Annotated in this window: 15 protein-coding genes; 5 read left to right on the forward strand and 10 right to left on the reverse strand. The window is 72.6% G+C overall.

Annotated features, from left to right (window positions below; all coding sequences use genetic code 11):
* Positions 1 to 27: 27 nt before the first annotated feature.
* Positions 28 to 1,710, reverse strand: a complete 1,683-nt coding sequence (locus tag RZ50_RS03015) for a DAK2 domain-containing protein (protein ID WP_254801963.1) — start codon at positions 1,708 to 1,710, stop codon at positions 28 to 30.
* 247 nt (positions 1,711 to 1,957) lie between these two features.
* Here RZ50_RS03015 and rpmB point away from each other — a divergent pair, with 247 nt between their 5' ends.
* Positions 1,958 to 2,143 (forward strand): 50S ribosomal protein L28, encoded by a 186-nt coding sequence (rpmB, locus tag RZ50_RS03020; protein WP_014138233.1) that lies wholly within the window; start codon positions 1,958 to 1,960, stop codon positions 2,141 to 2,143.
* 161 nt (positions 2,144 to 2,304) lie between these two features.
* Here the strand turns inward: rpmB and thiD are convergent, their stop codons facing one another.
* The 3 genes from thiD to RZ50_RS03035 all read right to left on the reverse strand — a co-directional run bounded on the left by thiD (position 2,305) and on the right by RZ50_RS03035 (position 5,252).
* Positions 2,305 to 3,102: a bifunctional hydroxymethylpyrimidine kinase/phosphomethylpyrimidine kinase gene (thiD, locus tag RZ50_RS03025; protein ID WP_196946867.1), complete on the reverse strand. Its 798-nt coding sequence runs from the start codon at positions 3,100 to 3,102 to the stop codon at positions 2,305 to 2,307.
* A gap of 23 nt (positions 3,103 to 3,125) precedes the next feature.
* Entirely contained in the window at positions 3,126 to 4,151 is a 1,026-nt protein-coding gene (locus RZ50_RS03030; protein WP_196946866.1) for a 6-phosphofructokinase, read from the reverse strand.
* Between the two features lie 135 nt (positions 4,152 to 4,286).
* Positions 4,287 to 5,252: a thiamine-phosphate kinase gene (locus tag RZ50_RS03035; protein WP_196946865.1), complete on the reverse strand. Its 966-nt coding sequence runs from the start codon at positions 5,250 to 5,252 to the stop codon at positions 4,287 to 4,289.
* Between the two features lie 231 nt (positions 5,253 to 5,483).
* Here RZ50_RS03035 and RZ50_RS03040 point away from each other — a divergent pair, with 231 nt between their 5' ends.
* The gene (locus tag RZ50_RS03040) at positions 5,484 to 5,717 is read left to right on the forward strand and encodes an Lrp/AsnC family transcriptional regulator (protein WP_196946864.1); all 234 of its coding nucleotides are present in this window, start codon (positions 5,484 to 5,486) and stop codon (positions 5,715 to 5,717) included.
* A 20-nt stretch (positions 5,718 to 5,737) separates the two neighbouring features.
* The gene (locus RZ50_RS03045; RefSeq protein ID WP_196946863.1) at positions 5,738 to 6,256 is read left to right on the forward strand and encodes a DUF3515 domain-containing protein; all 519 of its coding nucleotides are present in this window, start codon (positions 5,738 to 5,740) and stop codon (positions 6,254 to 6,256) included.
* Between the two features lie 68 nt (positions 6,257 to 6,324).
* On the opposite strand, the gene RZ50_RS03050 is transcribed toward RZ50_RS03045, so the two are convergent.
* The 3 genes from RZ50_RS03050 to RZ50_RS03060 form a co-directional block, all read right to left on the reverse strand.
* On the reverse strand, positions 6,325 to 7,470 hold the full coding sequence (locus RZ50_RS03050; protein WP_196946862.1) for a D-alanine--D-alanine ligase family protein: 1,146 nt from the start codon (positions 7,468 to 7,470) through the stop codon (positions 6,325 to 6,327).
* Positions 7,471 to 7,535: 65 nt separating this feature from the next.
* A complete protein-coding gene (locus RZ50_RS03055) occupies positions 7,536 to 8,519 on the reverse strand; it encodes an NAD(P)H-dependent glycerol-3-phosphate dehydrogenase (protein WP_196946924.1) in 984 nt (327 codons plus the stop codon).
* 14 nt (positions 8,520 to 8,533) lie between these two features.
* On the reverse strand, positions 8,534 to 9,394 hold the full coding sequence (locus RZ50_RS03060) for a 1-acyl-sn-glycerol-3-phosphate acyltransferase (protein ID WP_196946861.1): 861 nt from the start codon (positions 9,392 to 9,394) through the stop codon (positions 8,534 to 8,536).
* A 229-nt stretch (positions 9,395 to 9,623) separates the two neighbouring features.
* On the opposite strand from RZ50_RS03060, the gene cofC reads away from it, so the two are divergent.
* Positions 9,624 to 10,307 (forward strand): 2-phospho-L-lactate guanylyltransferase, encoded by a 684-nt coding sequence (cofC, locus tag RZ50_RS03065; RefSeq protein WP_196946860.1) that lies wholly within the window; start codon positions 9,624 to 9,626, stop codon positions 10,305 to 10,307.
* A gap of 33 nt (positions 10,308 to 10,340) precedes the next feature.
* Positions 10,341 to 10,565: a hypothetical protein gene (locus RZ50_RS03070; RefSeq protein ID WP_196946859.1), complete on the forward strand. Its 225-nt coding sequence runs from the start codon at positions 10,341 to 10,343 to the stop codon at positions 10,563 to 10,565.
* A 261-nt stretch (positions 10,566 to 10,826) separates the two neighbouring features.
* Here RZ50_RS03070 and RZ50_RS03075 read toward each other — a convergent pair whose 3' ends face one another.
* The 3 genes from RZ50_RS03075 to leuD all read right to left on the reverse strand — a co-directional run bounded on the left by RZ50_RS03075 (position 10,827) and on the right by leuD (position 12,824).
* A complete protein-coding gene (locus RZ50_RS03075) occupies positions 10,827 to 11,564 on the reverse strand; it encodes an HU family DNA-binding protein (protein WP_196946858.1) in 738 nt (245 codons plus the stop codon).
* Positions 11,565 to 11,697: 133 nt separating this feature from the next.
* Complete coding sequence (locus RZ50_RS30285) at positions 11,698 to 12,045, reverse strand: hypothetical protein (protein WP_254802431.1); 348 nt, start codon at positions 12,043 to 12,045, stop codon at positions 11,698 to 11,700.
* A gap of 182 nt (positions 12,046 to 12,227) precedes the next feature.
* Positions 12,228 to 12,824 (reverse strand): 3-isopropylmalate dehydratase small subunit, encoded by a 597-nt coding sequence (leuD, locus tag RZ50_RS03085; protein WP_196946857.1) that lies wholly within the window; start codon positions 12,822 to 12,824, stop codon positions 12,228 to 12,230.
* Position 12,825: the final 1 nt, after the last annotated feature.

The raw sequence follows: 12,825 nt of genomic DNA on the forward strand, positions 1-12,825 counted from the left end.
GGGGGCGACAAACCGGCCCCTACTCCCCTACTCCACCCCGATGAGCAGCGGCGTGGACTCCTGCCCGCCGTGGAAGACCACCGAGTCGACCTCGGGCCGCTGCTGGCGCACGTGCGCGACCAGCCGGTCGGCGAGCGCGCGGTCGGCGCCCTCACCAAGGATCAGGGTGACGAGTTCGCCGCCGGCGCCGAGCATCCGGTCCAGCACGCTCTCGCCGACCTCGGCCAGCCCGGCGCCGATCACCGCGACGTCGCCGTCGATCAGGCCGAGCACGTCCCCCGCCTGGCAGACCCCGGCCATGGTCCAGGACTCCCCCTCGGCGACGGCGAGTTCCGCGTACCGGGTGGCCCCGGCGGCGGAGGTCATGGCGACCACGTCCTCGTCGAAGCGGCGGCCGCCCTCGTGCACCGCGAGCGCCGCCAGCCCCTGGACCGGCGAGCGGGTGGGCAGGACGGCCATCCGCACGCCCTCCTCCCGCAGCTGGTCGGCGGCGGCCCCGGCGGCGGCGCGCAGTTCGGGGTCGTTGAGCAGCAGGACGACCTCGCGGGCGGCCGAGCGGCGCACCGCGTCGGCGAGTTCGGCGCTGGCCGGACGGCGGTCCGGGTCGGCGTGCAGGACGACGGCGCCGGCCTGCTCGCACAGTTCGGCCAGACCGCCGCCGTAGACCACGGAGAGCACCGCCCGGGCCCGCTCCTCGCGTTCGCCGCGCTCGGCGGCGGTGCCGGAGCGGGCGGCGGCCTCGGCGAAGTGCGTGATCCGGATCTGGTGCGGGCGCCCGGCCTCGACCCCGGCCTCCACGGCGGCGCCCGCGTCGTCCACGTGGACGTGCACGTTCCACAGTCCGTCGCCGCCGCCGACCACCAGGGAGTCGCCGAGCGCGCCGAGCCGCATCCGCAGCGCGGGCAGTGCCCGGTCGGGGGCGTCCAGCAGGTAGATGACCTCGAAGGCGGGGTGGCCCGGCCCGGGCGGCCTCACGTGCGCCGTGCAGGTCTCCACCGGGCGGACGTCCCCGCGCAGCGCGACCGGTCCCATCGGCTGCTGCCCGGCGACGGCGTCGGCGAGCGCGCCGAGGACGGCCACCAGGCCGCGCCCGCCGGCGTCCACGACGCCGTTCTCGGCCAGCACGGCGAGCTGTTCGGGGGTGTGCCGCAGCGCGTCCCGGGCGGCCCGGTAGGCGGTGTCGGCGACCTGCGCGAGCCCGTCCCCGGCCCGTACGGCCTCGCGGGCGGCGACCCTGGCGACGGTCAGCAGGGTGCCCTCGACGGGCTCCGCGACGGCCTGGTACGCGGAGTCGGCGGCCCGTTGCAGGGCGGCCCGCAGCTGTTCGGCGCCACCGCCCTCGGCGAGCTTCTCCGCGGTGCCGCGCAGCCACTGGGCGAGGATCACCCCGGAGTTGCCGCGGGCGCCGACCAGGGCGCCGCGGGCCATCGCCCGGACCGTGTCGGCCAGTCCGGGGGCCGGGTCGGCGGCGGGGTCGGCGAAGCGGCTCTCCACCTCGGCGGCGGCGGACTCGACGGTCAGGTAGAGGTTGGTGCCGGTGTCGCCGTCCGGGACGGGGTAGACGTTGAGCGCGTCGATCTCCTCGCGCGCCTGGCCGAGCGCGCGCAGGGCGAGCTGGCACCAGGTGCGCACGGCCGGGGCGTCGAGCGTGTGCAGCACCAGGTCTCCTCCGGATGGGACGCCGCGCTGGCCTGAGGGGCGACAGCACATCCAGGCAGCGGCGAGGGGTGATACCGGCAGGTTATCGGGGGCCCGGGAGGGCGGCCCCGATCGGCGGCCGGAGCGATCACTCGGCCGGTCGTGGTAGTTTCGTGGGACGGAAGCAAGCGTTGTATGCTCTTCCGGTTGCCTGGAACCGTCCAGGCTCACCCCCTTGTCCGGTCTGGTTCACGCGAGTGCTCCGGTGGGTGGGCGGGGTTTTCGAAAGTAACTGATCTGAAGTCTTGGAGTGACTCCTGTGGCTGCCAACTGCGACGTCTGCGGCAAGGGGCCGGGCTTCGGCAACAGCATCTCCCACTCTCACCGCCGTACCCCCCGTCGTTGGAACCCCAACATCCAGACGGTGCGCGCTGTGATTGGGCGGACGCCGAAGCGGCTCAACGTCTGCACCTCGTGCATCAAGGCCGGTAAGGTCTCGCGCTGACGCGCAGACCGGCATGCCGGTCCTCCAGTGAGCCGGTTCATCCTCGGATGGGCCGGCTTCACTGTTTCCGTGGCCGGCTACGCCGTTTTCCGGACTCACCGTTGGTGGGCGGACTCCTCAGAGGAGCCCGCCCATCGACGTTTTCCGGCTCTGCGGGGTCCTCAGCGCCAGCGCCAGGCGTGGTCGACCGGGCCGATCCCGGCACCCAGCGCGAAGCCCCCGGCGATCGCGCCGGTGATGTACTCCTTGGCCGAGCCGACGGCCTCCGGCAGGGTCTCGCCCTTGGCCAGGCCGGCCGCGATCGAGCTGGCCAGGGTGCAGCCGGTGCCGTGGGTGTGCCGGTTGTCGTAGCGCGGCGCCCGGTACCAGTGCACCTCCTCGGGCCCGCCGTACAGCAGGTCGGCGGCCTCGCCCTCCAGGTGGCCGCCCTTGACCAGCGCCCAGCGCGGCCCGAGGTCCACCAGGGCCCGGGCGGCGTCCAGCATCTGCCCCTCGCCGTCGACGGTACGGCCGGTGAGCTGGGTCACCTCGTGCAGGTTGGGGGTGACCACGGTGGCGACCGGCAGCAGCCTCTCCCGGACGGTGGCCACCGCCTCGGCGGCCAGCAGCGCGTCCCCGTGCTTGGAGACGCCGACCGGGTCGACCACCACCGGGGCGGTCACCCCGGCGAGCAGTTCCGAGACGGTCTCGACCAGTTCGATCGAGGCGAGCATGCCGGTCTTCACGGCCTGCACCCCGATGTCGTCCACCACACTGCGGAACTGCGCCCGGACGGCTTCGGCGGGCAGTTCCCAGTAGCCCTGGACGCCGAGCGAGTTCTGCGCGGTGACGGCGGTGATCACGCTCATGCCGTGGACGCCGAGGGCGAGCATCGCCTTGAGGTCGGCCTGGATGCCGGCGCCGCCGCCGGAGTCGGAGCCGGCGATGGTGAGCACGCGAGGGGGAGCAGTCGAAGCCATGAGGTCAACCTACCTCCGGCGGTTCAGAGCACCGCTTCGGATTCCGCCCAGCGCTGCTCCGGCACGGTCTTCAGCCGGGTCACCGCGTCGGCGATCGGCAGCAGCTCGATGCCGGTCCGGCGCAGCGCGGTGAAGTGCCCGAACGCGCCCTGGTGGACGGCCTCCACCGCGTGCCAGCCGAAGCGGGTGGCGAGCACCCGGTCCCGGGCGGTCGGGGTGCCGCCGCGCTGGGTGTGGCCGAGGATGACCGGGCGGGCCTCCTTGCCGAGCAGGTTCTCCAGCTCGTGCGCGAGCCGGTTGCCGATCCCGCCGAAGGTCCGGTGCCCGAACTGGTCGACGTCGCCGTGGTCGAAGCGCATGGTGCCGGGCTGCGGGGCCGCGCCCTCGGCGACGGCGATGATGGCGAACTTCTTGCCGCGGTCGAAGCGGTCCTCGACCATCCGGGCCACCGCCTCGATGTCGAAGGGCTTCTCCGGGATCAGGATGCCGTGCGCGCCGCCCGCCATGCCCGCGGTGAGGGTGATCCAGCCGGTGTGACGGCCCATCAACTCCACGACCATGACCCGCTGGTGGGACTCCGCGGTGGTCTTCAGCCGGTCGATCGCCTCGGTCGCGACGTGCACCGCGGTGTCGAAGCCGAAGGTGACGTCGGTGGCGTCGATGTCGTTGTCGATGGTCTTGGGGACCCCGACCACCGGCAGTCCGGCGTCGCTGAACAGCTTGGCGGCGGTGAGCGTTCCCTCGCCGCCGATCGCGATCAGCGCGTCGATGCCGATGTCCCGGGCCAGCGTCTTCGCGTTCTCCACCGCCCAGGCGATCCGTTCGCGCCGCACCCGGGCCGAGCCGAGGATGGTGCCGCCGAGGGTGAGCAGGCCGGTGACGTCGTCGTGCGAGATCGGCCGGGTGCGGCCCTCGATCAGGCCGAGGAAGCCGTCCAGGATGCCCACGATCTCGTCGCCGTGGACGTCCGTCCCCCGGTGCACCACCGAGCGGATCACCGCATTGAGGCCGGGGCAGTCGCCGCCGCTGGTCAGTACACCGATGCGCATGTGTGGTGTGCTCCCGCTCGCAGTGGTTCAGACCACCCGCTCCGGACGGCGGGCGGGCTCGGATGTCGCAAGCCTACGCAAAACACATCCTCGAATCCCGTCCGCCGCACATCGGGGCTCCACACTCCTGCCGGCTCACTCGGCGAAGTGGTCCCAGCCGCCGACCCGGTCCCAGGGGGCGCCGTCCACCGTCACCCGGCCGCTGCGCGAGCCCCGCGGGCGGCCGGTCACCTCGCCCACCACCCGCCAGCGGGCCGGGAGTTGGACCCCGCGCGGGAAGGTCGCCACGATCGCGTGGTCCTCGCCGCCGGAGAGCACCCAGACCATCGGGTCCACCCCGACCGCCTGGCCGATGTCGGCCATCTGCGCCGGGACGTCGAAGTCGGCGGCCTTCAGGTCGATGTCCACCTCGCTGGCCCGGGCGACGTGGCCGAGGTCGGCGACCAGCCCGTCGCTCACGTCGATCATCGAGGTCGCGCCCAACTCGGCGGCGGCCGGGCCCGCGTGGTACGGCGGCTCCGGCCGGCGGTGCGCCTCGACGAAGGCGCGCGGGGAGCGGAAGCCGCGCTGCAGCACGGTCAGTCCGGCCGCCGACCAGCCCAGCCAGCCGGTCACCGCGATCACGTCACCGACCTGCGCGCCGGAGCGCGTCACCGCCGCGCGCCCCTGGAGGTCCCCGAGCGCCGTGATCGCCAGGGTGACGGTGTCGCCGCGCACCACGTCGCCGCCGACCACCGTCGCCCCGGCCACCTGGCACTCGTCGCGCAGCCCGTCCATCAGCTCGGTGGCCCAGGTGGTCGGCAGGTCGGCGGGGGCGACCAGCCCGAGCAGTATCGCGGTGGGCACCGCGCCCATCGCGGCCACGTCGGCGAGGTTCTGGGCGGCGGCCTTGCGGCCCACGTCGTAGGCGGTGGACCAGTCCCGGCGGAAGTGCCGGTTCTCGATCAGGACGTCCGTGGTGGCCACCACCCGGCCGTCCGGGGCCTTCACCACCGCGGCGTCGTCCCCGGGGCCGAGGTCGACCGCGTCGGTGAGCGGTACCCGGGCGGTCAGCTCCCTGATGAGGCCGAACTCGCCGAGCTCGCCCACGGTCCCCTGCATCTGCCGTCCTCTCGCCTTTCCTTCCCGGATGGCGCCGCCATCCGGGATCCAGTCCCCGTCGCTCCCCCGCGCGCAGCGTACGCCCTTCGGGGACGCCGAAGTCTCCCCTCCCCGGCCCACCGCGCGGTAGCGTGGTGATCAGCCTGCCGGTGAACCCGTTCCCACCCCTGTGCCCGACCGGGCGATCACGGCGGCGATCCCCCCTCCAACCGGCCGCCGGGAGGTCCCCCCGTGGTACAGGCATACATCCTGATCCAGACCGAGGTAGGCAAGGCCACCGCCGTGGCCCAGACGATCGGGGGGATCCCCGGTGTGATCACCGCCGAGGACGTCACCGGTCCGTACGACGTGATCGTCAAGGCCGAGGCCGAGACGGTCGACGAACTCGGCCGCATGGTGGTGGCCAAGGTCCAGAAGGTCGAAGGCATCACCCGCACCCTCACCTGTCCGGTGGTCCACCTGTAAGCCCTGGCTACCATCGGCGGGTGGACAGAGAATCCCGCATCCCCAAGGCGCTGGCCGCGCTTCCGGCGCCGGTCCGCTGGTTCGCCCTGCCCGTCGCGCTGACCTGCACGGTCGTGGTGCTGGTCGGCAGTTGGAGTTCGGGTGACGCCGGGATCGAGGTCCCGCAGCCGAGCGGCCGGGCCGCCGACTACTGCCGGGCGCTGGCCGCGGCGCTGCCACAGGAGCTGCTCGGACACCCGCGCAAGGACCCGTCGCCGGCCTCTCCGTACGTCGCCGCCTGGGGCGACTCGCCCCGGACGGTGCTGCGTTGCGGCGTCGACCGGCCGGAGGAGCTGAACGGCGAGCACGCCATGGACCTCTCGCCGACGGTCGACGACCTCACCTGGTGGTCGCAGAAGCTGAGCGACGGCGGCTACCGCTTCGTCACGACCATGCGCGCGGCCTACGTCGAGGTGACCTCCCCGCCCGGCGTCTACGGCAGCCCGCTGGACCCGGCCGCCACGCTGACCCCGCTGGTCAAGGCCAACATCCCGGGCTGAGGCGTCCCGGGCGGAGCGCGACGACGAGGGCGGGCCGGGAGCTTCCGGCCCGCCCTCGTCGTACCCGCCTAGCGCAGCCCGGTCGAGCGGCGCAGCGCCGTCTGCAGCAGCCGGTCGATCAGCTCCGCGTACGGGACGCCGCTGACCTCCCACATCTTGGGGTAGGCCGAGATCGGGGTGAAGCCCGGCATGGTGTTGATCTCGTTGATCATCCAGGTGCCGTCCTCCAGCAGGAAGAAGTCCACCCGGGCCAGGCCTTCGCAGCCGAAGGCCTCGAACGCGGCCACCGCCTGGCGCTGGATCTCCGCGACCTCCTCGGCGGTGAGCTCCGCGGGGATCCGCACCTCGGAGGAGTCGATGTACTTGGCCTCGAAGTCGTAGAAGTCGAAGCCCTCGCCGACCAGCACCTCGGCCGGGACGCTGGCCCGCGGGCCGTCCTCGAACTCCAGCACGCCGCACTCGACCTCGCGGCCGGAGACGCCCGCCTCGATGATCAGCTTGGGGTCGTGCCGGCGGGCCTCCTCGATCGCGGCGTCCAGGTCGGCCAGGTCCTTGACCTTGGTGATGCCGATGCTGGAGCCGGCGCGGCAGGGCTTCACGAACAGCGGCAGGCCGAGCGCCGCGGCCCGCTCGCGCACGTCGGCGCGGCCCTGCTCGGTCGTCCAGTCGCGCGGCCGCACGATCGTGTAGTGGCCGACGCCCAGGCCGTGCGAGGCCAGGATCCGCTTGGCGAACTCCTTGTCCATGCCGGCCGCGCTGGCCAGCACGCCGTTGCCGACGTACGGGACGCCGGAGAGCTCCAGCAGGCCCTGAAGGGTGCCGTCCTCGCCCCAGGGGCCGTGCAGCAGCGGGAACACCACGTCGACCTCGCCGAGGGCCTTCGGGGCGTTGCCCGGCTCGCTCAGGAGCACCTCCCGGTCGCCCGGCGCGACCGGCAGCGCGACCTGCCCGTCGACCGCCTCGGCGACCCCCTGGACGTCCGGCATCCGGCCGTCGGTGATGGCCATCCGGGCCGGCTCGTCGCTGACCAGCGCCCAGCGGCCCTCGGGGGTGATCCCGATCGGGAGCACCTCGTACTTCTCGCGGTCGATCGCCTTCAGCACGCTGCCGGCGGTGACCACCGAAACGCCGTGCTCGGAGCTGCGCCCGCCGAAGACCAGCGCGACACGCGGCTTCGGGGCGGACGGGTTCGGGGAGGTCTGTTCGATGCTCATATCGGGTTTGAGACTACCGTGCGAGGGGTTTCCGGGAAGTCAACGCCTTCCCGGAAACCCCCGCCTCAGCGCCGCTCCGGCTTGGCCGAGCGCGACATCAGCGCCTGGAGCGCCTCCTGGGTCGGCCGGCCGTTGTGCACCACGTCCACCACGGCCTCGACGATCGGCATGTCGACGCCGCTGCGCCGGGCCAGGTCCAGCACCGACTCGCAGGACTTGACGCCCTCCGCGGTCTGCCGGGTGGCCGCGATGGTCTCGGCGAGCGACATCCCCCGGCCCAGGTTCATGCCGAAGGTGTTGTTGCGCGACAGCGGCGAGGAGCAGGTGGCGACCAGGTCGCCCATCCCCGCGAGGCCCGCGAAGGTGTGCGGGTCGGCGCCGAGCACCTCGCCGAGCCGGGTGGTCTCGGCCAGCCCGCGGGTGATCAGCGTCGCCTTGGTGTTGTCGCCGAGCCCCATGCCGGCCGCCATGCCGACCGCCAGGCCGATCACGTTCTTGACGGCGCCGCCGAGTTCGCAGCCGACCACGTCGGTGTTGGTGTACGGCCGGAAGTACGGCGTGTGGCAGGCCGCCTGGAGCCGCTTGGCGACCGTCTCGTCGGAGCAGGCGACGACGCTGGCGGCGGGCTGCTTGTTGGCGATCTCCCGGGCCAGGTTGGGCCCGCTGACCACCGCGACGCGCTCCGGGCCGACCCCGGTGACCTCCTGGATCACCTCGCTCATCCGCTTGGCGGTGCCGAGCTCGATGCCCTTCATCAGGCTCACCAGCACGGTCCGCGGCCCGAGCAGCGGCGTCCAGGCGGCCAGGTTGTCGCGCAGCGTCTGCGAGGGCACCACGAGCACCGCGAAGTCGGCGCCGGCCAGCGCCTCGGCGGCGTCGGTGGTGGCCCGCACCGAGTCGGGCAGCCGCACGCCGGGCAGGTAGTCCGGGTTCTCGTGGGTGGTGTTGACGGCGTCCACCAGCTCCTGGCGGCGGGCCCAGAGCACGACCTCGCAGCCCGCGTCGGCGAGCACCATCGCGAACGCGGTGCCCCAGGAGCCGGTCCCCATCACGGCGCAGCGGGTCACCGGCCGGCCTCCGTAGCGTCGTTGCCGCCCTCGGCGGCCCTGGTTCCCTCGGCGGCCTTGCCGCCCTTGGCCCGGCGGCGCTCGGCCAGCGCGGCGGCGGCCCGTTCGCGGGCGGCCCGGCGCATGTCGTAGCGCTCGGCCGGCGGCTGCTCGTCGCGGACGTCGGCGAGTACGGCGGTGATCGCCGTCATGATGTCCTCGGTCGCGTCGGCGAGCACCTGGGCGGTGAGCTCCTGGCCCTGGTACCTGCTCAGGTCCACCGCGGGCCCGGCGGCGACGATCACCCTGTGGCGCGGGAACAGGTTGAACTTGCCCTTGCCGAAACCGGGCCGGCCGTACGGCGGGATGATCTCGTGCGCGCCCCAGTGGGCGACCGGGATGACCGGCGCACCGGTCATCAGCGCGACCCTGGCGACCCCGCTCTTGCCGGTCATCGGCCACAGGTCGGGATCCCGGGTGAGCGTGCCCTCCGGGTAGAACTGCACGCACTGGCCGTTGTTGACGGCGTCGATCGCGGCCCGGAACGCCTGCGCGGCGTCGGTGGACTCGCGGAACACCGGGATCTGGCCGGTCTTGCGCAGCATGAATCCGATGAAGGGGATCGAGAACAGCGAGGACTTGGCGAGGATCCGCGGCGGACGGCCGCTGTTGTACTGCCAGTGCGCGTAGATCACCGGGTCGATGATCGAGTTGTGGTTCACCGCGGCGATGAAGCCGCCCTTCCGCGGAAGGTTCTCCCAGCCCCGCCAGTCGGGCTTCACCAGGGCGGTCGTCACCGGCTTCACCAGCACGGCCGCCAAGCGGTACCAGATGCCGTAGTCGGCGTTGCCGAACTTGGCGTACGAGCGGCGGGCCACCCCAGGTCCTCCTCATCCCGTGCGGCACGAGGGTGCCGCGGTCATTGCCTCCCGGTGTCGCGCACCGGCCTGCCCTGTGCCCGGTTCGCGGGCGCGGAACAGTGTCGCCCGCCCGCTCGCCGGCTGTCGAGCGGCCGCGCCAACCCGCGCGGCAGTCGTGATCAAACGCACGTCCGCACAGTTCGGACGGCCTGGCGAGGGCTCCGGGACCGGAGTCACAATGACGCCGATGACCCAGGACACCGTACGCCCCAGCGGGCCCGTCGCGCCCGCCGCACCCACCGCCGACTGGTCGCTGGTGCTGCCGCTCAAACCGCTCGCCCTGGCGAAGAGCCGACTGGCCCCGTACGCCGGGCCGCACCGGCCGGACCTGGCGCTGTCCTTCGCGCTCGACACCGTCAGCGCCGCACTGGCCACCCCGGGCGTCTCCCGGGTCCTGGTGGTCACCCGGGACGCCACCGCCGGCGTCAGACTGGCGGCGCTCGGCGCCCTGGTGGTCTCCGACGAGCCCGGCGGCGGCCTCAACGAGGCGCTGGCGCACGGCGCCTCGGTCGCCCGGGCGCTGGCCCCGCTGGCTCCGCTGGCCGTCCTCTCGGCGGACCTGCCGGCCCTGCGCCCGGCCGAACTCGCCCGGGTGCTGGCGGCGGTGCCACCGGACGGCCGGGCCTTCCTGCCGGACTCCCCCGGCGTCGGCACCGCCCTGCTGGCCAGCACCCCCGGGCGGCCGCTCTCCCCCTCCTTCGGGGACGGCTCCCGGGCCCGGCACGCGGCCGGCGGGGCGCTCGAACTGCGCCTGGCCGGCGTGGAGTCGGTGCGCCGGGACGTCGACACCGGCACCGACCTCGGCGAGGCGATGGAGCTCGGCCTCGGCCCGCACACCAGCGCCCTGTTCGCCCGGCTCGGCCGCTCCTGACCTCCGGCTCGGGCCGCTCGCTATGCTGCTGGCATGCAGGCCACCGCGTTCACCTTCGACCCCGACACCCGGGCCGGCTCCGTGCTGCTCGACGACGGGACCCCGGTGCCGTTCGACGCGGCCGCCTTCGACGCCGGCGGTCTGCGGCTGCTGCGGCCCGGCCAGCGGGTGCGGATCCGCACCGAGGGCGCGGGAGAGGCCCGCCGGGTGGTCTTCGTGACCCTCCAGACCTTCCCCGACCCCGCCGACGCGAGCTGACCCCACCGGATTCACCGGCGCCGCCCCGACAACGTTCCGGCACCGTTCCCGCGGTTTTCCACGCCCCGGCCGACGGTTTCCGCATCCCTGCCGGCGTTTTCCGCGTCTTGTCCCCGCTTTCCGCTCCGACCGACGGCCGCCCCCGTTTACTGACCGAGCGCCCGGAAATCGAAAGAGCCGCGGCCACCCGGTCTCCGCAATTAACGGAAGGGGGTGCCGCGGCTCTGAGCCGAAGGCCGTCCGAGGACAGTCGCGCGGGACTTACTTGGCGGTGGTCTTGCGCGCGGTGGTCTTGCGGGTGGCGGTCTTCTTCGCCGGCGCCGTCTTCTTGGCCGTGGCGGTCGCCTTCTTGGCGACGGCCGTCGTCTTCTTGGCGGCGGCCGTGGTGGTCGCCTTCTTGGCGGCGGCCGTGGTCTTCTTGGTGGCAGCGGCCTTGGTGGCGGCGGCCTTGGTCGCGGTCGCCGTGGTCTTCTTGGCGGCGGCCGTGGTCTTCTTGGTGGCAGCGGCCTTGGTGGCGGCGGCCTTGGCCGTGGTCTTCTTGGCGGCGGCCGTGGTGGTCGCCTTCTTGGCGGCGGCCTTCTTCGCCGGAGCGGCGGCGGCAGCGGTGGCGGCGCGCTTGGTGGCGGCACGCTTGGCGGCCGGGGTGGCCGCGACGCCGCTCTTGCCCGGGGTGAGGGAGCCCTTGGGGGCCTTCTTCACGGAGGGGCCTTCCTTCGGCAGCTTCTTGCTGCCGCTGACCAGGTCCTTGAAGCCCTGACCCGGACGGAAGCGGGGGACCGAGGTCTTCTTGACCTTGACCCGCTCGCCGGTCTGCGGGTTGCGGGCGAAGCGCGCGGAGCGCTCCACCTTCTCGAAGGTGCCGAAACCGGTGACCGACACCCGGTCGCCGGCCACAACGGCACGGACCATGGTGTCGAGCACTGCGTCGACGGCCTCTGCGGCAGCCTTGCGACCGCCCAGCTGCTCGGCCACCGCTTCGACAAGCTGAGCCTTGTTCACGTCTTCCCCTTCGGAAACGGGCGCCGGATGATTCCATCCGTTCTTTTCGCACGTTAGGTATGTATCTGCGGACTTTCAATTACCAAACGCGCGAATCACCCTAGTGTCGCAATGGATTTGCGCGTCGGCGACCTCAGTCGACGGGTGGGCGCCCCTCGTCGAGGTCATGTACAAAGCGACTCAACCGCCTTGCCGCCTCCGGAAGATCGCGCTTGGCGGTCTCGGTGACGATGAGCAGTTGACGGGTGAGAGCGGTCTTTGCATCGGCAGACACGTTCAGCGCATGCACGCGGGCGTGAGCTTGCTTCAACCGCTCGGCCACAAGCGCGTAGAGCGCTGCGACTTCCTGGTCGTCCGGCCCCTCAGCTGGTGCGGAGGTGACGTCCGGCCGATCGTCAATTCGGCGTTCGGATCCCCGGCCCATGGACTCCTCGGACGCGGGTTCGCCGCCCGCGTACGGAGGTTCATGGTGCCGGTGCATGTACTGATTGTGCCATCTACCCGCAGTTGTACTTGCGCGGGGCCCTGTTCCGCAAAGCCAAATGGGCAATCCGGGGCGGGCCTCGTCGCTAACTCGTGCTCCGGAACGCCGGATGGCCCGGCCCCCCCGAGGGGGGCGCGGGCCATCCGGTGGATCGTCAGAATGCTTGTTCTGAAGGGAACTCAGGAGACCGGCAGAGTACGGGGCTTGAACGCCGGACGGGTCGCCTCGTAGGCCGCGATGTCGGCCTCGTTCTGCAGCGTGATGCTGATGTCGTCCAGCCCGTTGAGCAGCCGCCACCGGACGTTGTCGTCCAGTTCGAAGGCCGCGGTGATGCCTTCGGCCCGAACTTCGCGGTTCTCCAGATCAACGGTGATCTCCGCCGAAGGGTCACTCTCAGTGAGCACCCAGAGGCGTTCCACGGTCTCCTGCGGCAGGACGACGGTCAGCAGGCCGTTCTTCAGCGAGTTGCCGCGGAAGATGTCGGCGAAGCGGGAGGAGACGACCGCGTGGAAGCCGTAGTTCTGCAGCGCCCAGACCGCGTGCTCGCGGGAGGAGCCGGTGCCGAACTCGGGGCCGGCCACCAGAACGGTGGCGCCCTGCCGCTCGGGCCGGTTCAGGACGAACGACTCGTCCTTGCGCCAGGCTTCGAACAGGCCGTCCTCGAAACCGGATCGGGTGACCTTCTTGAGCCAGTGGGCCGGGATGATCTGGTCGGTGTCCACGTTGCTGCGGCGCAGCGGCACGGCCCGGCCGGTGTGGGTGGTGAACTTCTCCATG

The organism is Kitasatospora sp. SUK 42 (assembly GCF_015776785.2).
Lineage (GTDB): Bacteria > Actinomycetota > Actinomycetes > Streptomycetales > Streptomycetaceae > Kitasatospora.

Excerpts from the sequence above, each read along its gene's own strand:
- RZ50_RS03050 (WP_196946862.1), bottom strand. The coding sequence starts at position 7,470 with ATGAGCATCGAACAGACCTCCCCGAACCCGTCCGCCCCGAAGCCGCGT.
- RZ50_RS03035 (WP_196946865.1), bottom strand. The coding sequence starts at position 5,252 with ATGCAGGGGACCGTGGGCGAGCTCGGCGAGTTCGGCCTCATCAGGGAG.
- RZ50_RS30285 (WP_254802431.1), bottom strand. The coding sequence starts at position 12,045 with ATGCACCGGCACCATGAACCTCCGTACGCGGGCGGCGAACCCGCGTCC.
- leuD (WP_196946857.1), bottom strand. The coding sequence starts at position 12,824 with ATGGAGAAGTTCACCACCCACACCGGCCGGGCCGTGCCGCTGCGCCGC.
- thiD (WP_196946867.1), bottom strand. The coding sequence starts at position 3,102 with ATGGCTTCGACTGCTCCCCCTCGCGTGCTCACCATCGCCGGCTCCGAC.
- RZ50_RS03030 (WP_196946866.1), bottom strand. The coding sequence starts at position 4,151 with ATGCGCATCGGTGTACTGACCAGCGGCGGCGACTGCCCCGGCCTCAAT.
- RZ50_RS03015 (WP_254801963.1), bottom strand. The coding sequence starts at position 1,710 with ATGTGCTGTCGCCCCTCAGGCCAGCGCGGCGTCCCATCCGGAGGAGAC.
- RZ50_RS03070 (WP_196946859.1), top strand. The coding sequence starts at position 10,341 with ATGCAGGCCACCGCGTTCACCTTCGACCCCGACACCCGGGCCGGCTCC.
- RZ50_RS03055 (WP_196946924.1), bottom strand. The coding sequence starts at position 8,519 with ATGGGGACCGGCTCCTGGGGCACCGCGTTCGCGATGGTGCTCGCCGAC.
- cofC (WP_196946860.1), top strand. The coding sequence starts at position 9,624 with ATGACCCAGGACACCGTACGCCCCAGCGGGCCCGTCGCGCCCGCCGCA.